The organism is Borrelia coriaceae (assembly GCF_023035295.1).
Lineage (GTDB): Bacteria > Spirochaetota > Spirochaetia > Borreliales > Borreliaceae > Borrelia > Borrelia coriaceae.
The window spans coordinates 241,659-266,619 of record NZ_CP075076.1; the positions used below are offsets into that span (position 1 = coordinate 241,659).

Genomic DNA, 24,961 nt, shown 5'->3' on the forward strand with positions numbered 1-24,961 from the left:
GATAGATAAAAAAAAGAGGAAAAAATGAAAACAAGATATTTCTTCCTAGCTGCATTTTCTGGAATGCTTACAACTCTGGCAATTCCAAATGAAATAAAAAACATGGGATATTCAAGTATTGGTTTAATTGCATACATACCACTTTTCACTGCACTAATCAAAATAAAAGATAAAAAAACTCTCATTAATTTAACAATTTTTTACTTTTTAATAGCTAATAGTCTACAAAATTTTTGGCTTGCATACTTTCATTCATTTGGACTCATCACGTTCTTAGGGGCCGTATCAGGTTATATTCCCTACGCTTTAGTTTTAGGATATTTACTATATTATTCATTAAAAACTTTTAAAAACAAAACATTAACCTTAGCTATACTTTTTACATTTTATGATTATTCAAAATCAATTGGATTTGCAGCATATCCTTGGGGATTTTCAGCCTTCATGGTACACAACTTCAATGATCTTATACAAGTAGCTGATATTTTTGGTGTCTTTTTTGTATGCTTCGTTGTTTACTTTTTTAACGCAGGAATTGCAAATTTTTTCATAAAACAAAGCAAAATAAATACGCTAAGCGTATTATTCTCAATTTTATTGATAAGTACATCTTTTGCTTATGGAATTATAAAAAAAATAGAATTAAATCCAATATTAAACAAAGAAACAGACACTCTAAATATTGCAGCAATCCAAACTAACATTGATCCTTGGCTACCTGGCAAGCACAAAGAAGGCATTAAAACATCTATCAAGCTCACAAAACAAGCCTTAAGCAAACATCCAGATACAGAACTTGTACTCTGGAGTGAAGGGGCATTAGCCTTACCATTTAATTCTTATAAAGATTACACTAACAATGAAGAATTAATTAAATTATATGATTCAATCAAGGCCCTAATAATCAACAGCAAAGCCCACTTTGTTATTGGTTCCCCATCAAAGACAGATAAAAGTTCATTCTCACATCAAAACTCAGTTTACGCAATAAAACCCAACCTTAATATAGAAAACATATACTCTAAAATATTTTTGGTTCCATTTTCAGAAAAAATACCATTTTATGAATATAAATTTGTAAGAAAATTTTTCCGTCAAAACTTTAACGTTATAGGACAAATGAATGGAAATAAACTCGAGATATTAAAGCTAAAAAAATTTAATCTGGGATTTTTAATATGCTATGACGATGCATTTCCAGATCTTGCAAGAAATTACAAAAAACAAAATGTAAATTTATTATTAAATTTTTCAAATGACTCATGGTCACATACAAATTCATCAGAATGGCAACACTTTGTAGTAGCAAAATTTAGAAGCATAGAAAATGGAATTAAAACCGTCAGATCTACAAACTCCGGAATAACTTCTGTAATAAATGAATATGGAGAAAATGTCAAAAATTTAGAAACATTTAAAGAAGGATATCTAACATCAAAAATAAAATTGACTCCAAGATTCACAACAATCTATGAATACATTGGAGATCTATTTATATACGCCCTAGCAATAGCCATTGTAATTATGGCCCTAAAATTCTATTTTATTGAAAAGAGTACCCACTTATTATCCTGATTTGCAAAAGATAAAGTCTGAACATCTCTCCAAAATGGAATATTTCTAGTAACATCATTTTTTTTAGCCTTAACTTTAATGCTATAAGAAACATCTGTATCTTTCACCATATTTAAAGATTTAAGGTCATAAAAATCATCAACTGCAAGATAACTCACATCGTCCTTATCAACATCATTTGAAATACGTTCAAAATTTGAGATAAAATCAGCCTTAGGTTCAATTCTCCCAAAAACTTTAATTTCATTAGCCATAACAGAATCAAGTAAATCCAAATCTTGCAAAAGAAGAGCTCTTACAAACTTAATAAAATGAAATTTAACTGCCTGCTCTTTGTGCGTTTCTCTCTCTCTATTTGCAATATATTCTATCTTAGGAGCGCTTGTTATCTCACTAATTTCAATCTCATCGTGCATTATTCCTGGAATATCATCTAGTTTAATATCATCAAATGCAAGGAAGTTAGTCTCCCCTTCAAATTTAATCTTAGAATCGATCTCCTCTACAGCTGCCTTAATATTAACTTCTTCTTTAAGTCTTGGATAAATTTCCAAAGCCTTTTTTTGAAAAATTCTACCCTTCTTAACTTTTCCAACATCAATATATCGCTGTCCAACCTCATAATAAAAAATAGCAAGTTCTTTTTGATGTTCATCAACTAAAGAACCTGTTTTTGCAAATAAATTTATAAAAGCAAAAGAAAAAAACAATAATACCAATTTTTTCATGCTAACCTCCAATAAAATCTAGCCATCTTCAAAAAACCAAAAATCAAACTATAAATCGTGTACAAACAATTATATTACAAGTTCATTTTTAATTAAAGCAATAAGCTTGCTTTTGTGTTCAGCATCCAAAAATATTTATGCTATCATAAGCAAAGCTCAATTTAGGAGATAAATCATAATCATCATACCACCTTAAATATTTTTTATTAAGAGCTTCAAGATACCCTCTAGAAATTCCTGTCTCAAAACTTCTATTTCTATTCCTAATGCGACACTCAGCTTCATCAACGCTACAATCAAGATAAACCATCAAAACAGGTTTTTGAGAATGTTCCAACATATTATCAAGCAAATCAAGATATATCTTATATTCATCATCAGAAATATACCCAATCTCATTTAAAAGAGATGCAAAGACACGATCACCATAAATAGACCTATCAAATATTCCCCCTTTAGTCTTAAATATACCCTTTATAAGTTTAAATCTTTCATTTAAAAAATTAACCTGAACTGAAAAAGCCCATCTAGACTTATCCTTATAAAATTTATCTAACATAGACAATGTAAATTCATTATTTAATTCACTATAAAAAGGAAGATTAAACTCCTTAGACAAAACATGCCCAAGCGTAGTTTTTCCTGCCCCAATCAACCCTTCAATTACAATCACCAAACCTGACTCCAAAATTGCCAACTAGTCCTAATAATATTTAAAAATAATATCATTTCAACACATAAGAACATCAATTATCAAAAAACTATTTATTAATAAATAGTTTAAAAAAATGGAATCAATTTATCAAATTTTGATTTTTTAAATTATTGACATTAATGAAAATAAAAAATAATATTTTTAATATAAGAAATAATTCTCATATACTTTAATGTTCAATTTAGGAGAATATTAAATGGACAACAAATGTAGATTAATCGATTCAAATAGAAAAATAAGCTTATTTAACAGAATAATTAAAAAATATATAAAGGAAAGATATAAAAAATTTTTAATATCAAAAAGATCCGCAAATAAAATTCAAGAATTAATAAAAAGTTTTAATTTACAAAATAAAAATCATATAATCTTAAAAAGTCAAATAAAAAATAACTACAAGTGGAAAAAATTTATAAGTCATAATTTTATTCCCTTGATAGCAAAAGACTTATTAATTGAGAAGGAATTATGTTACAAAAATAAATATAAAAAAAAGTTTATTAATGATATAATGGCAAATTTCATAAATTCCAAAATAATGGATATTAAAACATTAAATAAAAATTTATCAATTAATTGATATAAAAAATATAATTATAGCTTATATATTTGGAAATAATTTAATTAATTAAATATTAATATATTAAAAAAGATACTATGAAAAAAATAAAAATTATACATAAGTTGAAAATACTGTTGCCGTCATAAACACATAGCTTATTACAGGAACAATATTTTTTAAGTATGACAAATATTTAAAAATTAATTGCAAATTAGATCTTGCGTAACATAAGGAGGTTAAAATATGGTTTATATACGATCTAAAGAATTTATTGCAGAATTTTTAGGTACATTTATTTTACTAACACTTGGAACAGGTTCCATAGCAATGACAACCTTATTTCCATCAAACCCTGCTGTAGTTGGAGAAATAATAAAGGGAGGTTATACAAATATAGTACTCGGCTGGGGCTTAGGTGTAACATTTGGGGTTTATACAGCTGCAAGAATTAGTGGCGCACACTTAAATCCTGCCATCAGCATCGGATTAGCTACTATTGGAAGATTTCCAATGTCAAAACTTTTGCACTACATTATAGCACAAATACTTGGAGCATTTTTTGGAGCTCTAATGACATTAATTGTATTCTACCCCAAATGGATAGAAATAGATCCTACATTCGAAATTACCCAAGGAATTATGTCCACTTTTCCCGCTGTCCCTGGTTTTTGGCCTGGATTTATTGATCAAATATTTGGAACATTTTTATTGATGTTTTTAGTACTAGTTATTGGAAAATTTATAAAGGAAGATACTCAAAATCCATTTTTTCCTTTCATTATTGGAGCAATAGTTTTGGCCATTGGAATAAGCTTTGGGGGTATGAACGGTTATGCTATTAACCCAGCAAGGGACTTGGGGCCAAGAATATTGCTACTATTGGCTGGTTTTAAAAATCACGGGTTTAACGAAATAACTATATTTATTATTCCTATATTAGGTCCAATAATTGGTGCTAGCTTAGGCGCTATAGTTTATGAATTTACATTAGAAGAAAAAAATAATCTCCAATGTAATTCAAACGACACTAATTCTTAAGTGTTCACAACAATTTTAATGAAGGAGAATTATTATGAAATACATTTTATCTATCGACCAAGGCACAACAAGTTCAAGAGCAATTATATTTGATAGAAATGCAAATATAAAAGGATTTGCACAAAAGGAATTTAAACAAATTTACCCATATCCAAGTTGGGTTGAACATAATCCAAACGAAATATGGAGTTCTATATTAGAAGTTATGTCAGAAGCTTTAGCAAACGCAAGAACTTTTCCCAATAATATTGAAACAATTGGAATCACAAATCAAAGGGAAACAACAATTATTTGGGATAAACACACAGGACAACCAATTTATAACGCAATAGTCTGGCAAGATAGACGAACAGCACAACTATGCGATGAATTAAAAGCAAAAGGAAAAGATAAAATTTTTTTGCAAAAAACGGGCCTTGTATTAGATGCTTACTTTAGCGGTACAAAAATAAAATGGATATTAGACAATGTTGCAGGAGCAAGAAAACGAGCAGAAAAAGGTGAGCTATATTTTGGAACAATAGACACTTGGATAGTCTGGAACCTTACTAAAGGAAAACTACATATTACAGACTATTCTAATGCATCAAGAACCTTACTCTTAAACATTACATCACTTGAATGGGACGATGATCTATTACAAATATTAGACATCCCAAAAGCAATTTTACCTGAACTTAAACAAAGTTCTGAAGTGTACGGAAAAACCGATCTATCAATATTGGGAACAGAGATCACTATTTCAGGAATTGCAGGAGATCAGTTTGCAGCAACGTTCGGACAAGCATGTCTTCAAAAAGGAATGGCCAAGAACACCTATGGGACTGGCTGTTTTGTTACTGTTAACATAGGAAAAACTCCTATTATTAATGAACAAAAAATTTTAACTTCAATTGCATGGAGCAGAAAAAATTCAATAACTTACGTTCTCGAGGGAAGTGTTTTCATTGGAGGAGCTGTAATTCAATGGTTAAGAGATGGTTTAGAACTATTTAAAAAAAGCAGTGATGCTGAGGCACTGGCCGCTTCAGTAAATAATAATGGGGGTGTATATTTTGTGCCTGCCTTTGTAGGACTTGGAGCTCCTCATTGGGATCCCTATGCCAGAGGAACAATTATTGGACTTACAAGGAACTCAACAAAAGCACATATTACAAGAGCCGCTCTTGAGAGTATTGCATTACAAAGCTTCGACGTACTAACTGAAATGCGAAACTCTATTCAAGGTCTTGAAATAAAAGAACTAAGAGTTGATGGAAAAGCTAGCCAAAATAACCTTCTTATGCAATTTCAAGCTGATATTTTACAATGCAATGTGGTTAGACCAAAAATTACAGAAACAACTGCTCTTGGCTCTGCTTATTTAGCAGGACTTGCTGTAGGATACTGGGATAGCACTGAAGAGATTACAAACCTTTGGAAAGCAGATAAAATATTTGAACCTTCAATGGAAAATAGCAAAAGAGAAGATTTACTTTATAACTGGCATAAAGCTATTAGGAGGGCAAAAGTTTGGATTTGAACTTATATTGCCAACTTGTTAAAATCCAAAAGCTAGTATCGCCTAAGTTTATACACTTAAGATGTAAAATTAATTACGTAATCAATATTTAATAAATAGGAGATATTAAATTATGAAGAAATTATTTAATTTTCTAAAACCAGCTCCTCACATAAAAAGAGTGCATAAAGAATTAGAAGATCCATTATATAAAAAGTTAAGATTGCAAATATTTATTTCAATATTTATTGGATATGCTGGTTTTTATTTGACAAGAAAAATTTTTTCATTTGCTATGCCAGAGCTTGAAAAATTAGGATTTAATAAAGGTCAACTAGGCATAATTTTATCTGGGGTCTCAATTTCATATGGACTATCTAAATTTATTATGGGAAACATATCAGATCGAAGCAATCCTAGATATTTTCTAACACTAGGACTAACGCTTACAGCAATAATTACCATATTATTTGGATTCTTTCCATGGAAATCAATTAATACTACAACCGCTGTAATATTAATGTTCATTTTGATGTTTACAAATGGGTGGGTTCAAGGCATGGGATGGCCTGCTTGTGGGCGTACTATGGTTCACTGGTGGGCAAAAAAAGAAAGAGGAATAACTGTAGCTACTTGGAATTTAGGCCACAATATAGGGGGAGGAGCAAGTGGAATAATATCCGCTTGGGCTTTGCTTTACTTCCAAGAATGGCATGCCATATTTTATGTACCAGCAGTATTAGTATTAGGAATTGCAATATTTGTCCTAATTACACTACGGGATACTCCTCAATCTGTAGGATTGCCCCCAATTGAAGAGTATAAAAACGACTATCCTGACAACTATACAAAAGAAGCAGAAAACGAACTTGATGCAAAAGATATATTTATAAAATATGTCCTTACAAACAAACTACTATGGTATATAGCCACTGCTAACGCATTCGTATATTTTATAAGATATGGAGTCCTAGATTGGGCACCAACATACCTTAAACAAGTAAAACACTTTACTATCGAAAAATCAGGGTGGGCATATGCTCTTTATGAATTTTCAGCTATTCCTGGAACAATAATTTGCGGATGGATGTCTGATAAAATTTTTAAAGGAAGAAGATCTGAGACTGGAATAATCTTTATGACTGCCACTCTTATTTCAATAGCCATATATTGGCAATTGCCAGAAAATAGCCCAACACTTACAACTCTTCTCTTAGCAATAATAGGATTTTTAATCTATGGCCCAGTTATGCTTATTGGACTTCATGCTCTTGATCTTGCACCAAAAAAAGCTGCAGGAACTGCTGCAGGGTTTACAGGATTATTTGGATACATAGGAGGATCTGTCACTGCTAGTGCCATTACAGGTCTTGTCTTGCAACACTTAAATTGGGACGTTTATTTCTATCTATTAATAGCTGCTTGCATATTTTCAATAATATTCATAAGCCTAACATACAGGCAAGAGAAAAAAATCAATGGCACCAATAAACAATAATAACTTTATAAAAATAGAAAGCTTAATAAGTAAATATATTATAATTTACTTATAAACAATATAAATAAGAGGGTAGATAATGAAATCAATGAAACCAAAATTATTAATGCTTATAATAAATATTTTTCTAATCATTTCCTGTCAGAACGAAAAAGTAAGCATGAATGAAAAATCACCATTAATTATAGCTCACAGAGGTGCTAGCGGCTATTTACCAGAACATACCTTAGAAGCTAAAGCATATGCTTATGCTTTAGGCGCTGATTACCTAGAACAAGACATCGTCTTGACAAAAGATAATGTTCCTATTATAATGCATGATTCAGAACTTGACACAACAACAAATGTTGCCAAACTATTTCCTGAAAGAGCTAGAGAAAACGGAAAATATTATGCTGTTGATTTTACACTAGATGAAATTAAATCACTAAGCATAAGCGAAAGATTTGATCCCGAAACCAGAGAACCAATATACCCCAACCGTTTCCCTTTAAATGAATACAATTTTAAAATTCCAACTTTAGAAGAAGAAATACAATTCATACAAGGATTAAATAAAAGTACAGGCAAAAACGTTGGAATTTACCCTGAAATTAAAAAGCCCTTTTGGCATAAACAACAAGGTAAAGATATATCTAAAATTGTAATAGAAATTTTAAATCAATATGGATATAAATCAAAAGAAGATAAAATTTACCTGCAAACATTCGACTTTGACGAATTAAAAAGAATAAGGGAAGAACTTGGATATCAAGGAAAACTAATAATGCTTGTTGGCGAAAATGACTGGAATGAAGCACCAACAGACTATGAATATATCAAATCACAAGAAGGTATGACGGAAGTTGCAAAATATGCTGATGGAATTGGTCCCTGGATATCCCAAATTATAATTGATGGGCAAGTCACAGATCTTATAAGCTTAGCCCACAAACATAACATGGAAGTTCATCCCTATACGTTTAGAATTGATGCATTGCCTTCATATGTAAAAGATGCAAATGAACTACTAGACTTATTATTCAACAAAGCCCAAGTAGATGGCATATTTACAGATTTCGTTGATAAAGCAATGGAATTTGTAAAAAAATAAAACCATAATCTCAATAAGGAGAATATTTGACTTTTATGGGTAAAAATAAAAAAAAAGAATTAAGAGATCTTGATCATAAAAATTTTGATTTAATAATAGTTGGTGGAGGAGCAACTGGCCTTGGCATCGCAATAGACTCAATTACAAGAGGATACAAAACTTTACTTATTGAAAAATTTGATTATGCAAAAGGCACCTCCTCTAGATCAACAAAACTAATACACGGAGGCGTAAGGTATTTAGCTCAACTTAATTTACCTTTAGTAAAAGAAGCTCTACATGAAAAAGCCATACTTGAAATGAATGCACCTCATTTAATGAATAAGCGTGCCTTCGTTACGCCCATATACAACACCTTAAGTATCCCCTACTACTATTTTGGGCTAAGTTGGTATCATAACCTTCTTGGAAAACATAAAAAATCTAAGTATAGAACAAAGTTATTATCAAAATCCAAAACAATAGAAAAAATACCAAATATCAAAACCAAAGGTCTTAAATGCTCTGTTTTATACTATGATAATTCCTTCGATGATGCCAGAATGGCAATAAGCATGCTTAGAACTTTTACTGAAAAAGGGGGAATTGCGCTAAATTATACAGAACTTACAAGTTTCACCAAAAAGAATGATAAAATATCTGGTGCTATTATTAAAGATAGAATAACCGGTGAACAAGCTAGCATTCATAGTAAATGCATAATAAATGCAACGGGAATCTTTGCAGATGAGATCAGGAAATTAGATAATATTAATGCAGATAATATTATAAAACCTTCCCAAGGGACACATTTAATAATTAAACAAGACAAACTAAATACCAAATACGCGATGCTTATGCCCAAGACAAATGACAAGAGAATCTTATTCTCTATACCTTGGTATAATGGCATTATTTGCGGATGTACAGATATTCCAATAGATAAAATTGCGGAAGAGCCTAAAAGGCTAGACAGTGAAATTGAATTCATAATAAAAAATATGAATAATTATTTAGATATTAAAATCACTAAAAGTGATATTCTAAGTGTTTACACAGGAATTAGACCCTTAATAGTAGATCCCAAGAAAAAGCACAACACCTCAAAAATATCAAGGAATGATAAAATATTTGTATCAAATTCAAATCTTATTACAATTGCTGGGGGGAAATATACTACTTACAGAAAGATGGCTGAAAAAGCTTTACAAAGAGCATTAAAAGAAAAATTATTATTCGAGTCAACATCTAAGACAGAAAATTTAAAGCTTCACGGATATATAGAAAGGCAAGAAGCACTTAAAATCCCTGAATACTTTAGATCTTATGGAAGCGATTTCGAATATTTAAGTCAAATGAAAGATTTTAACAACAAAATTCACCCAGACCTACCATTAAATGAAGCCCAAATAACCTTTGCTATTGAATTTGAACAAGCAAAAACTGTCGAAGACATTTTATCAAGAAGAACAAGATCTCTACTTCTCAATGCAAAAGCAACAATTGAAGCTACACCAAAAGTTGCTCAAATTATGATGCACAAGCTTGGCAAATCTGAAGAATGGAAAAACGAACAAGTAAAAAGCTTTAAAAAGGTAGCAAAAAAATATTTAATTTAATTAAAGAAATAAGGGGAGTTAATAAATTCTCCTTATTTTTAAATCTTTACACAACATCTTTAAAATGAAAAACTTCCAAATAATAACCACCTCTTAAAATAAAACTTAAATAAATATTTCGTATTATATATTTTATTCTAAACTAGATGTAATTTTATAAGACCATATCCTAAATATTATCTGTAAATAGGAAAACTCAAATTTACCTAAGCAAATTCACAAGCAATCCTTGTATTTCCTCAAGACTGCTTAAAAGTTTAATTTGCGAAATCTGATTTTGCAAAACAGAATAAGCAAGTCTATCAAGCTTTTCATTAATAATCTTAATAATGCGATATTTGGGTCTCTTAAGCTCTCCATTATTACCCCCTTTTTGCTCTTTAAGAGAAATAGAAAATGATAAGACAATAGATAAAAATTCCCCTATAGTTTTCTTATAAACAATTACATTTTGACGAGAAGGCTCGCTTAGCAGTCTTTCACCAATATCATTAATTTTATCTAACATATCCTTAATTAATTCAATATTAAATTCACCATTTTCAAAAACAATAAAATGCTTCTCTTCTCTTACAAGTTCAGACTTAAATATCGCAGAAAAAATATTTGATCTATTAGCATTAACCTTTTTCTTAGAAGTCTTATAATCCTTTGAATCAAGATTTAAAGCTCCTGCGACCAAATTATTAATCTTCATCTACCTTACTCATATCATTCAATAAATATTTGTCACGCTCATCTATGCAAAGTTCCTTGGATTCTTCCTCATGTTTCATTCCCTTATTCACTTCAATTAAAATATCTTCATCAACCTTATAAGAACCTGTATAAATTAACACATCCTTTTCAGAAAAACTAAGACTTCCAATGCCAATATTCATATACCCATCAATAATTGCTCCTTCTTCAACCTCAATTGATCTACATGAAATATTGCCAATAATGCATCCTGACTGAAAGACCTTAACTTTATTGCTAGCATGAACATTCCCAAGAACTATTCCAGAAACAACAACCTCATTTGCATGAATATTTGACTTAATTCGGCCTGTCTCTCCAACTATAACTCTTTTGCTAGAATTAATATTACCTAAAAAATCACCATCAATCCGAATAAAATTAGTTGAAATTAATTCTCCTTTAAAAAAATCACCTTCCCCAACAACTGTCTTTACTTCTGCAAAAAAGAAAGATGATGCATTCCTCTTATCTTTTTTAATACTCAATAGATTCAACATTTATCTTGAAGCCCCCGTTGCTAAATTTAAATACATATCAGGATTTACAACTTGAGATCCTATGCGAACCTCATAATGAAGATGTGGCCCTGTTGAATATCCTGTCTGACCAAGAAAACCAATTACTTGGCCCTTTCTAACATAAGAACCTTTAGAAATATTTAAACGAGACATATGCGCATAAAGAGTAGAAAGTCCGTACTTATGCTTAATTTGAACAAAATTACCATACCCTGTTACCTGATAACTAGCTCTAATAACTTCACCATCAGCAGCTGCCACAACAGCTGTTCCAATTCTCACTCCTGCAAGATCTATACCCTTATGAATATACCATTGTCTGGTAAAAGGCTCAATAGCCGGACCAAAATGAAGGGAAACAACACCCTCTCCTTTAACAATTGGCCAAAGCGAAGGAATATCATTTAATAATTTATTTTGAGAATGAAGTAATTTAACTATGCTCTTAAGAGGCAAGATTGAGTCTTCTATTGTATTTTTAACATTTTTAAGATCATTTAATTCCTTAAGTGCATTGGCTTCCAATACCTGCAAATCAAGAAAATCCGCAAGGTCTCCATCTAATTTATCTCGATTTAAATCAATATTACTCTCTTTTATTTTCAAAGACGAGCTAAGTTCATCTAAAACTTTAGAGAAGTTACTAGCAACAGAATTAATCTCTACAACCGTATTTCTAAAATCCTCAATCTCAGACTCTGCAAGTGCATAACTTTTCTCAGTAGACTTAACAATGGCTTTAAGAGTAACATAATTGACAGAAAGAAAAACAAACCCTATAAAAATCAAAAGAAAAAATAAAAAAAATAAAAACAAAGTTAAGACAGAAATCTTTATATTTTTAACATCCCCCTTAACATGAGGAATAATCATAAAACTAATATTTTGCCTGAAAAAAGAGTCAACCTTACTTAAACTTTTAAGTAAGGAACTAAAAATCGCTAAAAAAATTTTATCCAATTTTTTTAAAAAAAATAAAATTTTAAACCCTTTTCTGTCTCTCATCACAAACCCCTCACCATACATTCACTAACCAACAGAGATCTTAAATATTTAAAAGCTGCAAATTCTGATTAATGCTTTTAACCTTTAACATCAAATAACACTACCAAATTCTAAAATTTACATTCCATATCTCCATTAAGTCATAAATTATCTCTATTAAGATAAATAGAAATAACAAAATCACAAATAAATGATTTATTATTATATACAATGAAAACATTATTCTTTGCAACTACTAATATAAATAAAATAAACGAAGTAAAACAAATTTTAGATATTCCTAACATAAAAATCAAAATTCCTAAAAATTTTGATGTCAAAGAAACAGGTAAAACTTTTAAAGAAAATTCCCTACTAAAAGCAAAAGCCTTATTTGAATCTTTAGATGAAAAACAACCTGTTTTTAGTGAGGATTCTGGACTATGCATAAAAGCTTTAAATCTAGAACCTGGAATCTATTCTAAAAGATATGACCAATACAAATTAGGCAAAAAACTAGACACAAACGAAAAAAACCACCTTATTATAGACTTAATGCAAGATAAAAAAAAAAGAGAGGCATATTTCATATGTATAGTCAGTCATATTTCAACAAAAGGTATAATAACTAATTTTGAAGGCAAGCTCAATGGAACAATTGCTTTGGATATTGATTGTTGCAAAAAAAATGGATTTGGATACGACCCAATATTTTTAACTACAAATAATAGAAGACTCAGTGAATTAACGATTGAAGAAAAAAACAAAATATCCCATAGAGGTATTGCATTTGCTAAATTTAAAAAATTTCTAATGCAACACTCAGATTAATACAAAAAAACCAAAGTTTAAAAGACACTACACAAATCAAAACTTTAATACAATTGTAAAATTGTACGTAAAGATTTAAAATAATTATAATTTGCAAGTCATAATTAGTGTCATATTAAATTCAAGGAGAAAGTTTGGTGATAGAGAGAAATAAAATTAATGAAAACGACAAATGGGACTTATCCTCTTTATTTAAGAATAACGAAGAATACAAGGAAACGGTAAAAAAAATAAAAATAAAACTTCAAAACTTCAAAAAATATGAAAAACTAGAATTTGACCTAAATATATTTAAAGAAGCATTAAATGCTTACTATAAAATTGAAGAAGAGCTAGAAAGAACAATATATTATACACATATTCAACTAGAAGCAGATGTAAGCAATCACACCTCAAATGAGCTTCGTGCAATTAATGTCAACTTAGAAACAGAAGCATTAAATACAACCTCATTTTTCATTCCAAAAATCTTAAAAATAGATACAAAACAAGTAAGAGAATGGCTTAAAGACATAGAACTTAAAGATAAAAAAATAGCTATTGAAAAAATTTTAAGAGAAAAAGAACACATCTTAAGCGAAAACGAAGAAAAAATACTAGCAAACTATACATCGCTTTATTCATCTTATAATGATATATTTTCTGCATTAACAAATGCTGACATGAAATTTGGAGACATTGATGGCAAAACATTAAGCAACTCCACTTACAGTTTATTCCTTCAAAATGAAAATCAAAAGATACGAAAAGAAGCTTTTCTGAAATTTGCTCAAGAATATAAAAAACACGAAAATACATTAGCTAACCTCTTAATCGCTGACATCAACAAAAACAAATTTTTGTCAAAAACAAGAAAATTTGAAGATACTCTCTCAATGAAACTTTTTCAAAATAATATTGATAAAAAAGTTTACACAAATCTAATTGAAACGGTTAACGAAAATTTATATGTACTTCATGAATATTATGAATTTAGAAAAAATATACTTAATCAAGAATATCTTAATCATTATGATGTTTATGTTCCTCTAACTAAAAACATTAAATTCAAAAATTCTTTTGAAGAAGCCTGTAATAAAATATTAAAATCTCTAGAAATACTAGGAACTGAGTATACTGAAGTACTAAGAAAAGGACTATTAGAAGAACGTTGGGTTGACAAATATGAAAATCAAGGGAAAAGAGCAGGAGCATTTAGCGCAGGATCATACAACGGCAAACCTTACATATTAATGAATTATAAAGATGAATCAATAAGAGATATGTTTACACTGGCTCATGAGGCAGGGCATTCCATGCATTCCTATTTCAGTATCAAAAATAATCCATTTCCTCAATATCAATATTCTATTTTTGAAGCAGAAATAGCATCCACAGTGAATGAACAAATACTAGCAGAATATCTAATAAAAAATGAAAATGATATCGAAAAAATAAAATACATCAAACTAAACCAAATCGATGATTTACTTGCAACATTTTTCAGACAAACAATGTTTGCAGAATTTGAGTATATCATTCATGAAATGGCCAATAAAGACCAACCAGTAGTAAAAGAAACAATCAAAACAACTTACTTAAACTTACTTAAAAAATACTTTGGTCCAAATCTTAAGTTTGATGAAAACAGTTCACTTGAATGTCTAAGAATCCCTCACTTCTACTCGCCGTTTTACGTATACCAATATGCAACAGGCATTACAGCTGCTCTTTTGATATATACAAACATTCAAAATAACAAAAAAGATGCTACTAAAAATTACATAGAATTCTTAAAAACAGGAGGTTCAAAATATCCCTTAGAATCTTTAAAGGTTACTGATGTTGATTTAAGCTTAAAATCAACAATAAAAAATACAATCAACATATTCAAAGAACGTCTTGAGGAAACAAAAAAATTATTTTAATAAAGGAGCAAGCTTTGAAGACATTAAATCTTATTTTAGCCTGGTCGGTGCACATTTTAACAGCTTCCGGACTAATAGTCAGTCTTTATTCAATAATTTCCATAATAAATATGGATTATAATCTTTTATTAAAACTTACAATTCTTGGACTCTTAATTGATGGAATTGATGGCACCCTGGCAAGAAAATTAAATATAAAAAAAGTTATACCAACAATAAATGGAGAACTTCTTGACAACATCGTAGACTATATAAATTATACATTTATTCCCACAATATTTTTCTATTATAGTAGCTTCATAAAAGATGAATACAAAATAATAACTTGCATTGGAATTTTATTAGCATCAGCATACCAATTTTCAAGACTAGATGCAAAAACGAGCGACGATTACTTTAGAGGTTTCCCATCCTTATGGAATTTTTTAATAATCTTTAACATAATCTTTAAAATAAACCAAACCATGAATCTTAGCATCATATTACTATGTATAGCGTTCAGCTTTGCTCCAATTAAATTCATCTATCCTTCAAAAACAAAAGAACTTAGATATATCACACTCCCTATAACAATGATAACTTCCATAGCAGTAATACTTATAACATTAACAAAGCTACCAGATACTTATTTAAAAATAGGCAAAACACTAATAATCTCTTACTCCCTATACTTAATCTTAATGAGCATATATTTAACTTACAAGACAAGGAAACAATAGATACAGAGGAATTATGCATATAATACTAGAATTTATAGATCTCAATATAGCTTATTCGCCAATTGTATTTTTTGGGCTACTTATTCTTGCAGGAATTAACATTCCAATTTCTGAAGATGCAATAGTTATAATGGGAGGCATACTTTCTAGTCGTAAAAACGAATATACATTTTTAATATTCCTAGGAATTTTTTGGGGGGCCTACATTGGCGATATAATTTCATTTCATATAGGCAAATTTTTAGCTAACAAATTATTGAAACAAAAAAAACAAACAAATAAACTGATAGATAAAATGAATTATTACTACAAACGCTATGGAAGTTTAACTTTACTAATTGGAAGATTTATTCCATTTGGATTTAGAAATGCAATATTTATATCAGCAGGAATGGGAAATATGCGCACTAGTAATTTTCTTATAATTGACTTTTTTGCAGCCATAATATCAATTACAACTTACTTTGTATTAAGCTTTAAGATAGGTGAATCGTTTAAACTAATATTTCCTAAGATAAGAATTATATTATTCATAACACTTATTACAATAACAATAATAATGTTAATAAGTTACATTATAAAAAAGAAAAGAATCCAAAAAGTTGACAAACTTTTTGAATAGCAAATATAATATGTATGCGCTGTGGTGGTGGAAGTGGTATACACGCTAGCTTGAGGGGCTAGTGGGCGTAAGCCCATGCTGGTTCAAGTCCAGTCCACAGCATATTTTAAGAGAAAATTCAACGTTGTAAACTGTTAAGCTAATAACAGAGCTAAAGCTCATTTACTTTTCAATAAAGTAAACTATGAATATAAAATACTATATAAATCATAAACAGGATATTACTATTTACTGAGGGGCTGATGTCGGAATACAATTTTACAAAGATAGAAAAAAAATGGCAAAGTTATTGGGACAAACATAAAACATATAAAGTCAATGAAGATTTAAGCATTCCTAAAGAGAAAAGAATTTATATTCTTGACATGTTTCCCTACCCTTCAGCTAATGGACTCCATGTGGGCCATCCTGAAGGCTATACAGCAACTGACATATTAACACGATATAAACTTTTAAATGGTTTTAATGTACTTCATCCAATGGGATTTGACAGTTTCGGATTACCCGCAGAAAATTACGCAATACAAACAGGAGAGCATCCCAAAAAAATAACAGAAAAAAATATTGAAAAATTTAGAGAACAAATTAAAGCATTAGGATTTGCTTACGATTGGGACAGAGAAATCAAAACTCATGATGAAAATTACTACAAATGGACTCAATGGATTTTCCTCAAACTATACAAAAAAGGACTAGCTTACACAAAAGAAATGCCCGTATGGTACTGCCCTGAACTTGGAACAGTACTATCAAACGAAGAAGTGATTCAAACACCTGATGGCCCTAGATCTGAACGAGGACTTCACAAAGTAAAAAGAAAACTTTTAAGACAATGGATACTTAAAATCACAGAATATGCAGAGAGGCTAATTAAAGACCTCGACGAAGTAGATTGGCCTGAATCTGTTAAAGAAATGCAAAGAAATTGGATTGGAAAATCAATAGGAATCGAAATCGAATTTTCAGTAAAGGAAAGTGAAGAAAATATAAAAGTATTTACAACAAGACCAGACACAATTTTTGGTGTAACATATCTAGTACTTGCACCAGAAAACAACATAGTAGATAAAATAACAAAAGATGAACTTAAATCCATAATCACAGAATATAAAGACAAAGAAATCCTTAAAAGCGATCTTGAGAGAACTTCTCTTGCAAAAGACAAAACAGGAGTATTTACAGGAGCCTATGCTATCAACCCAATCACTAAGGAGGAAATCCCAATCTGGGTAGGTAGTTATGTACTTGGAAGTTACGGCACTGGAGCTGTAATGAGTGTTCCAGCACACAACGAGAAAGATTTTGAATTCGCACAAAAATACAATCTACCAATAAAACAAGTAGTCTCTCAAACAGGACACAATGAAATACTAACAAAACCATTTACCCAAAATGGAATTTCAATTAACACACCTGAAGAATTTAACAATCTAAAAACTAATGAAGTAAAAACAAGAGTAATAAAATGGCTTACTAAAAATAAAAAGGGTCAAGAAAAGGTTAACTATAAACTTAGAGACTGGATTTTTTCAAGACAAAGATACTGGGGTGAACCCATTCCTATTTTGCTTGATGATGATTTAAATGAAATACCACTTGAAGAAAATGAATTACCTTTAAGACTTCCAAAAATAGAAAATTATAGACCATCAGGTACAGGTGAATCTCCTCTTGCAAGAATCCAAGATTGGGTCAATGTTGAACGTAATGGCAAAATATATAAAAGAGAAACAAACACAATGCCTCAATGGGCAGGTTCCTGTTGGTATTACATACGTTACCTTGATCCAAATAACGACAAAGAATTTGCAAGTAAAGAAAAAATTAATTACTGGATGCCTGTTGATCTTTATATTGGAGGCGCCGAACACTCAGTATTACACTTGTTATATGCAAGATTTTGGCATAAAGTTCTTTATGACTTAGGATATGTCAATACAAAAGAACCCTTTAAAAAACTCATAAACCAAGGAATGATAACATCATTTGCATATCAAGACGAAAATGGCATTTTAATTCCCAATGATGAGGTTGAAACAAGAGACAACAAATTCTTTTCCAAAAAAAGTAATACAGAACTAAAACAAATAATTGCAAAAATGTCAAAATCACTTAAAAATGTAATAAATCCAGATGATATTATTAAAGAATACGGTGCAGATTCAATGAGAATGTATGAAATGTTCATGGGACCTTTAACTGATTCAAAACCTTGGAATACACAAGGACTAATTGGAATCTTTAGATTCTTAAACAAAATATGGACTATTAAAAATAAAGAATTAACAAAAGAATCAGCATCAAAAGAAATAATATCTGGACTTCACAAAACAATAAAAAAAGTAACAGAAGACATAGAAAATTTAAATTTTAATACCGCAATTGCATCATTGATGATATTTACAAATGAACTTTTAAGCCATGAAAAAAATTATTTAGAAATCTTTAAACCCCTAACTATTATCCTAGCACCATTCGCACCTCATCTAGGAGAAGAATTATGGGAGCATATTGGAGAAAAGCCCAGCATATTTAAAAATGCAAAGTGGCCAAAATACGATCCAAATCTCATTATTGACAATACAAGAGAGATTGTACTACAAGTTAATGGCAAAATCAAAGATAAAATTATATTAAATAAAGGCACAGATGAGGAGACTATTAAAGATCTTGCATTTAAAAATCAAAAAATCATGCAAAATATACAAAATAAGCAAATAATAAAGGTCATTACGGTCAAAGATAAGCTTATAAACATAGTAACAAAATAACGAGGCAGAAATGGATTTGGAAACCCTAAGCATTAAATATAAAGTCTTTATATTAATAATATTCACGTTAATAACCATTTTCCTTGGATTTTTCTTAAAAGACATAAAATTCGATTCCAATATCTTAAAACTTATCCCAAAAAATGAAAAAACCATGGACATAGACAAAAGTATTTCTCTCCTATCAACAATAGTTATGTTTAAAGATAAAAAGAGTATTTTTAATAAAGAAACCTTTGAAAAAATGAATAAATTGGCAAATGACATAACCAAAATACTTAAAGTAACACCAAACTCTGTTACAAGTATATTCACTTACTTCCCACAATTTAAAAAAGATACATATACAGATGAAGACATAATTGAAATAAAAAATAAAATTAATTCAACATCATTTGTAAAAAATATATTTTTAAATGACGATGAAACTTTAATATATTTTATAGTCATATCAACAAAAGATGATAAAACAAATTTTAGCCGAAGTTTAAAAAATGAACTTGAAGAAATGGAAGCTACAATTAAAGGATATGAAACTGATGATCTTAAACTTTACTTAACAGGAGATCTTGTAGTAAGGGAAAAAATATTAAACTACATGGCCGACGATTTTAAATTGTTAGGTCCATTTGCAACTATCGTAGTAATTTTATCACTATATCTTATTGTAAAAAATATATTGGGAGCAATAATCCCTGTACTCATTGCAACATTTGCACTAGCTTGGACCTTTGGAATTAAAAGTCTTGTCATGTCTCCCATTACTGTTCCAGAAACCACAATGATCGTACTTCTTATTTCAATTGGATGCGCTAACGCTGTACACATCATAAATGGAATATTAAAGAGGATAAAAACCGAACCTTTTACTGAAAAAACAATAATAACGACTATTAAAACCCTCAGAGCACCAATAATTTTAACTTCTCTTACAACAGCTTTCGGGTTTCTATCATTAATAACCTCATCAATTCAAGCATACAGAACAATGGGAATTTTTATGTCAACAGGTGTCATTATTGCAATGCTCATGTCATTATTAGTATTGCCCGGAATACTAACCCAAATACCATTTAAATACACAAATAAAAAAAATAAAAACACAAAAAATATTTCTCTTGAAAAACTTGCAATAATAAACCAAACAATTACAAAATGGATATTAAATAACAAATATTTATCATCAATAATAACTCTAATTATTTTATTAAGCTCAATTGTAGGTCTTTTCAAAATAGAAATTAACTTTGATGAGAAAGATTATTTTAAAGAAAATACAAGTGTCAAACAAACACTCAATTTAATGCAAAAAGAAATAGGAGGAACATCCATTATAAAAATTGAAATCAATGGGACTCCTGGTGAATTCAAAAATGAAAAAAATATGAAAAAGTTGGATTTAATTACAGACAAACTCGACAAATTTACTGAAAAGACACAATCAAGTTCGATCAACGGAATTATAAGACTTATGAATTTTAAATTCAAAAAAGAAAATCCAGAAGAATATAGACTTCCTGAAAATCAAGTTGTCTTAAATAAACTCATACTATTAATCAGTAGAAGCAATTCTATCAAAAATATGACCAAGATGTATATTAATGATGATTGGTCCAAGATATCAATTATTATAAGAACTGACCAAAATTCAACTGAAGAAATCAAAAATTTTGCCAACTATGCAAGCAACTTGATTGAAAAACATATGCCAGGACATGAACATCAGTTTTCAGGAGCATATGACAAAATATTAATATCTAAAACCATGGTGATAGAACAAATTACAAACATTATCACAACACTAAGCGCAATAACAATATTGTTAATGTTAGTCTTTAAATCTATTAAAACTGGAATAATAATTGTGATTCCAGTGGCATGGTCAGTATTTTTAAATTTCGCCGTAATGAAACTTTTCGGTATAACACTCAATCCTGCAACAGCCACAATTGCATCCGTTAGTATGGGTATAGGAGTAGATTATTCCATTCATTTCTTTAATGCATTCATATTAAATTATCAAACAGCTAAGAATTATAAAAAAGCTTTAATTGAATCAATTCCTAATGTATTTAACGGAATATTTGCAAACTCAATATCAGTAGGAATAGGATTCTTGACATTAATATTTTCTACTTACAAAATTATAGCAACACTTGGCGCAATCATAGCGTTCACAATGTTAACCACATCGCTAGCATCGTTAACACTACTTCCATTGCTAATTTACCTATTTAAACCTACAGTTAGAACATTAAAGATAACAAATGCAAAAATAATAAACTAAAATAAATAATTATGATCAAACAATAGTAAACACAAAAATAAAACTCAAAGTCCCTTAAAATTTTAAAATAATAATTTAATAACTTCTCTCATATTATCTACCAAATGAAAATTTATGCCATTTTTGATGTTAATAGGAATATCATCAAGATCTACCTTATTTGATTTAGGAATAATAATATGTTCAAGTCCACTACGTTTAGCAGCAATTATTTTAGCCCTCAACCCCCCAATAGCCATTACATTACCTGTTAATGATAACTCTCCAGTCATAGCCAAATTAGGCCTTACAGTTTTATTCAGAGCTAAAGATATAAAAGCACTGGCAATAGTAATCCCAGCAGAAGGCCCATCCTTTGGAATAGCACCTTCTGGAATATGCAAATGAATCATATATTTTTCAAAAAAAGACTTGTTTAACTTAAGCTCATTCCTGATACTGTTTACATAAGTAAACGCAATATTTGCAGATTCCTTCATTACATCCCCAAGCCTACCCGTCAACTTAATACCAGGTGCTTTAGACTCAGTTTTCACAGTTTCAATTACTAAAGTTGATCCACCATAATTAGTCCATGCAAGACCCATTACCATGCCTGGGGACATGACTTTATGCAAAAATTCTTCTTTTCTAAATACAGGAATACCAATATACTCTTCCAAATTTTCTTTAGAAATCTGGTATGCCTTAACAGACTTATCTTCAATAAGCTTTCTTGCAACTTTGCGAACAATTTTTTTTAAATACTTCTCAAAATTCCTAAGTCCATTGTCTCTAGCATATTCTCTAGCGACTTGAACAAGAGCTGAACCTTGAAATTTTAAAGAATCTTTATCAACACCATTTTCTTTTAATACCTTAGGTATTAAATATTTTCTTGCTATCTCTATTTTTTCATCATCAACATATCCTGAAAGCTGAATTACTTCCATTCTATTTAGTAAAGGAGTAGGAATTGTCTCAAGAGAATTAGCCGTTAAAATGAAAAATACATTAGAAATATCAAAAGGCAAATCAAGGTAATGATCTCTAAAGTTAATATTCTGCTCAGGATCTAAAACCTCAAGAAGGGCTGAAAACGGATCTCCATAATTAGATGATGAAACCTTATCAATCTCATCAATCAAAAAAACAGGAGAATTAGTCTTTGCAATTCTTAATCCTTGAATGATTTTTCCAGGTAATGCTCCGACATAAGTCCTTCTATGTCCTTTAATTTCTGATTCATCTCTCATACCACCTACAGAAAACCTAAAAAATTTTGTTTTAAGCACATCAGCAATAGCTGTTCCTATTGAGGTTTTACCAACCCCAGGGGGTCCAACTAACAACATAATAGCTCCTTTTTGAGATTTCCTTAATTTAAGAACAGAAATATATTCAATAATTCTATCTTTAACCTCTTTCATGCCATAATGGGTTTTATCTAAAATTCTTTCTGCTCTTTGCAAATTAAACTTATCAAAATTAATTTTAGATTCTCTCCAAGGAAGGTTAATAATAAGTTCAAGATAATTTCTAATGACAATATACTCAGATGAATGTTTTTCAAGCAATGAAAATTTTTCAAGTTCTCTTTCAACTGTTTCTAAAGCTTCTCCTTTTAACTCTAAAGTATCAATCTTGGATTTAAGTTTTAAAAACTCATTGCTCTTTTCATCCCCTACACCAAGTTCAGCCTTAATAGCTTTAAGTTGCTCCTTTAAAAAGAATTCTTTTTGCTGTTTCTCTAATTTTTCTTGAATGCCCTTAGCAATTTTATTTTGAATCTCAATTAAGTTTAATTCTTCATAAATCAACTCCAAAATCTTTTTAAGCCTATCTCTAACACTTAAAGTCTCAAGCACTTCTTGATGAGCATCTTTTGAAGATGCGATCATTCCCGCAACAACATCACACAACTTACCCCTATCTTCAATATTCACCATGTTTAACTGAAATTCAGGCATCTTTCTATGAAGGAATATTTCTTTAGTTCTAAGCAAAATACTGCTATAAATTGCTTTTGACTGCACATCATCTTTTTTAATCGGAACCTGTTTTAAATAATCAACCTCAATTATTGGAAAATCATCATCAAGAACAACTTTGACAAACCTAACCCTATCAATAGTTGAAACAAAAATATTATATCCACCATCAGGAAGATTAATCTTTTTCACTATCTTAGCAGTAACACCAACAGAATAAATATCCTTTTTATAATTGATAATAAATTTATCATTTTTGTTTCTCGTTTTTTCTAAAAATTTATCACGCAATACAAATAAGGAGACAATTCCATTACCTTTAATTACGTAATCAACAGCCTTCATATCAATATCAGAAACTATAACAATTGGGATAAACATACCTGGAAATATAGGATGTGATGGTACTGCAATTAAAGGCACTCTCACAGGTTTATCAAAATGTGGCAAAATACCCCCAGATTTTTTTGAACGTTTCTTTCCCTTAGCAACAGTATCTTCTTCCATAGAATATTAAATCTCCTTAAGATTCATTATAACAAAAGAAAATTTTTAAAAGAATTCATTCAATAATGAATTCTTTTATTATAAAATAACATATAATGCGGTTTAATAAAATTAATGCCATAATAACAAATCTATATCATAAAAAAAGTTATTTTCTGTTAAACCTATTCCATTCAAAAGGAATTCTTCAAACAACAATTTATAGTTCCATTATAAGAAAATTTAAATCAAACATTAATAACTTAGTAAAAGCTAATTTCGAAATAGTAAAAGAAAATAATTTATACAAAATAATAGAAGTCAATGACGAAGAATTTATTATTCAAGACTTAATCTATGAAAAACTAATAATCATTCATCTCTGGACTAAGCTTATTAATTTAAGCTTTGATAATGGGGAGTGCTTTAAGCTATTTAACGAAGCTACAGAAATACTCAATACCTCAAGAATGGAAAAAGCACAATTAATTGACATACAATATAAGATAAGATTTATGATAATAAAAGGGATTTTATACTTATCAAAGTTATGTTTTCAATGCCATAAAAAAATAGATAAGAATTATTACTATGACATCTATAGTAACGGATTTAATTGCATAAACTGCACCCATAATAAAAATCACTACATTACTGAAGGAGGTTTTAAATACTTAGAATATACAACTCAAAAGAATATAAATGAAACTTTAAATGTAAACATAACAAATAAATCAAAAGAATTTATAAAAATCATGATTAAAAATAAGCTAAACACAGAATTTAGCCAAAAACTACTCTAAATAAAGCAAACTGG

Annotated in this window: 19 protein-coding genes, 1 tRNA gene and 1 pseudogene; 15 read left to right on the top strand and 6 right to left on the bottom strand. The window is 29.6% G+C overall.

Going from position 1 to position 24,961, the window contains the following annotated elements:
* Positions 1–24 precede the first annotated feature (24 nt).
* Positions 25–1,575, top strand: coding sequence for an apolipoprotein N-acyltransferase (gene lnt / locus bcCo53_RS01170; RefSeq protein ID WP_025407900.1), 1,551 nt, complete (start codon positions 25–27; stop codon positions 1,573–1,575).
* Here the strand turns inward: lnt and bcCo53_RS01175 are convergent.
* Positions 1,539–2,303: a hypothetical protein gene (locus bcCo53_RS01175; RefSeq protein ID WP_025407901.1), complete on the bottom strand. Its 765-nt coding sequence runs from the start codon at positions 2,301–2,303 to the stop codon at positions 1,539–1,541. The two genes, lnt and bcCo53_RS01175, sit on opposite strands and share 37 nt — an antisense overlap.
* A 69-nt stretch (positions 2,304–2,372) precedes the next feature.
* Positions 2,373–2,976 (bottom strand): annotated as a pseudogene (locus tag bcCo53_RS01180) (deoxynucleoside kinase).
* Between the two features lie 238 nt (positions 2,977–3,214).
* Here bcCo53_RS01180 and bcCo53_RS01185 point away from each other — a divergent pair.
* The 6 genes from bcCo53_RS01185 (at position 3,215) to bcCo53_RS01210 (ending at position 10,308) form a co-directional block, all read left to right on the top strand.
* Positions 3,215–3,598, top strand: a complete 384-nt coding sequence (locus tag bcCo53_RS01185) for a hypothetical protein (protein ID WP_025407902.1) — start codon at positions 3,215–3,217, stop codon at positions 3,596–3,598.
* A 225-nt stretch (positions 3,599–3,823) separates the two neighbouring features.
* A complete protein-coding gene (locus bcCo53_RS01190; RefSeq protein ID WP_025407903.1) occupies positions 3,824–4,618 on the top strand; it encodes an MIP/aquaporin family protein in 795 nt (264 codons plus the stop codon).
* A 34-nt stretch (positions 4,619–4,652) separates the two neighbouring features.
* Positions 4,653–6,140 (top strand): glycerol kinase GlpK, encoded by a 1,488-nt coding sequence (glpK, locus tag bcCo53_RS01195; protein WP_025407904.1) that lies wholly within the window; start codon positions 4,653–4,655, stop codon positions 6,138–6,140.
* Positions 6,141–6,252: 112 nt separating this feature from the next.
* Positions 6,253–7,617 carry a glycerol-3-phosphate transporter gene (gene glpT / locus bcCo53_RS01200; protein WP_025407905.1) on the top strand — a complete coding sequence of 455 codons (1,365 nt, stop codon included), beginning with the start codon at positions 6,253–6,255 and terminating at the stop codon, positions 7,615–7,617.
* A 79-nt stretch (positions 7,618–7,696) separates the two neighbouring features.
* Entirely contained in the window at positions 7,697–8,710 is a 1,014-nt protein-coding gene (gene glpQ / locus bcCo53_RS01205) for a glycerophosphodiester phosphodiesterase (protein ID WP_241766524.1), read from the top strand.
* Positions 8,711–8,745: 35 nt separating this feature from the next.
* Positions 8,746–10,308, top strand: a complete 1,563-nt coding sequence (locus bcCo53_RS01210; protein WP_028328372.1) for a glycerol-3-phosphate dehydrogenase/oxidase — start codon at positions 8,746–8,748, stop codon at positions 10,306–10,308.
* 202 nt (positions 10,309–10,510) lie between these two features.
* Here the strand turns inward: bcCo53_RS01210 and bcCo53_RS01215 are convergent, their stop codons facing one another.
* Genes bcCo53_RS01215 through bcCo53_RS01225 form a run of 3 tightly spaced genes read right to left on the bottom strand, consistent with a single transcriptional unit; the run spans position 10,511 to position 12,572 of the window.
* Entirely contained in the window at positions 10,511–11,005 is a 495-nt protein-coding gene (locus bcCo53_RS01215) for a YaaR family protein (RefSeq protein ID WP_025407908.1), read from the bottom strand.
* Positions 10,995–11,546 (bottom strand): bactofilin family protein, encoded by a 552-nt coding sequence (locus tag bcCo53_RS01220; protein ID WP_025407909.1) that lies wholly within the window; start codon positions 11,544–11,546, stop codon positions 10,995–10,997. The genes bcCo53_RS01215 and bcCo53_RS01220 overlap by 11 nt, the downstream gene beginning before the upstream one ends.
* Positions 11,547–12,572 carry a M23 family metallopeptidase gene (locus bcCo53_RS01225; protein ID WP_028328371.1) on the bottom strand — a complete coding sequence of 342 codons (1,026 nt, stop codon included), beginning with the start codon at positions 12,570–12,572 and terminating at the stop codon, positions 11,547–11,549.
* A gap of 210 nt (positions 12,573–12,782) precedes the next feature.
* Here bcCo53_RS01225 and rdgB point away from each other — a divergent pair, with 210 nt between their 5' ends.
* The 7 genes from rdgB to bcCo53_RS01260 all read left to right on the top strand — a co-directional run bounded on the left by rdgB (position 12,783) and on the right by bcCo53_RS01260 (position 21,688).
* Positions 12,783–13,382 (top strand): RdgB/HAM1 family non-canonical purine NTP pyrophosphatase, encoded by a 600-nt coding sequence (gene rdgB, locus bcCo53_RS01230; RefSeq protein ID WP_025407910.1) that lies wholly within the window; start codon positions 12,783–12,785, stop codon positions 13,380–13,382.
* Positions 13,383–13,519: 137 nt separating this feature from the next.
* A complete protein-coding gene (pepF, locus tag bcCo53_RS01235) occupies positions 13,520–15,289 on the top strand; it encodes an oligoendopeptidase F (RefSeq protein WP_025407911.1) in 1,770 nt (589 codons plus the stop codon).
* Positions 15,290–15,303: 14 nt separating this feature from the next.
* Entirely contained in the window at positions 15,304–16,008 is a 705-nt protein-coding gene (gene pcsA, locus bcCo53_RS01240) for a phosphatidylcholine synthase (protein ID WP_025407912.1), read from the top strand.
* A 13-nt stretch (positions 16,009–16,021) separates the two neighbouring features.
* Positions 16,022–16,630 carry a DedA family protein gene (locus bcCo53_RS01245; protein ID WP_025407913.1) on the top strand — a complete coding sequence of 203 codons (609 nt, stop codon included), beginning with the start codon at positions 16,022–16,024 and terminating at the stop codon, positions 16,628–16,630.
* Positions 16,631–16,648: 18 nt separating this feature from the next.
* A tRNA-Leu gene (locus bcCo53_RS01250) sits at positions 16,649–16,732 on the top strand.
* Positions 16,733–16,872: 140 nt separating this feature from the next.
* Positions 16,873–19,401 (top strand): leucine--tRNA ligase, encoded by a 2,529-nt coding sequence (gene leuS / locus bcCo53_RS01255; RefSeq protein WP_028328370.1) that lies wholly within the window; start codon positions 16,873–16,875, stop codon positions 19,399–19,401.
* A gap of 10 nt (positions 19,402–19,411) precedes the next feature.
* Positions 19,412–21,688: an efflux RND transporter permease subunit gene (locus bcCo53_RS01260; RefSeq protein WP_028328369.1), complete on the top strand. Its 2,277-nt coding sequence runs from the start codon at positions 19,412–19,414 to the stop codon at positions 21,686–21,688.
* Between the two features lie 62 nt (positions 21,689–21,750).
* Here the strand turns inward: bcCo53_RS01260 and lon are convergent, their stop codons facing one another.
* Positions 21,751–24,165, bottom strand: a complete 2,415-nt coding sequence (lon, locus tag bcCo53_RS01265; RefSeq protein ID WP_028328368.1) for an endopeptidase La — start codon at positions 24,163–24,165, stop codon at positions 21,751–21,753.
* A gap of 95 nt (positions 24,166–24,260) precedes the next feature.
* Between lon and bcCo53_RS01270 the strand changes: the two genes are divergently transcribed.
* Positions 24,261–24,947 carry a hypothetical protein gene (locus bcCo53_RS01270; protein ID WP_025407915.1) on the top strand — a complete coding sequence of 229 codons (687 nt, stop codon included), beginning with the start codon at positions 24,261–24,263 and terminating at the stop codon, positions 24,945–24,947.
* The last annotated feature ends 14 nt before the right edge of the window (positions 24,948–24,961 follow it).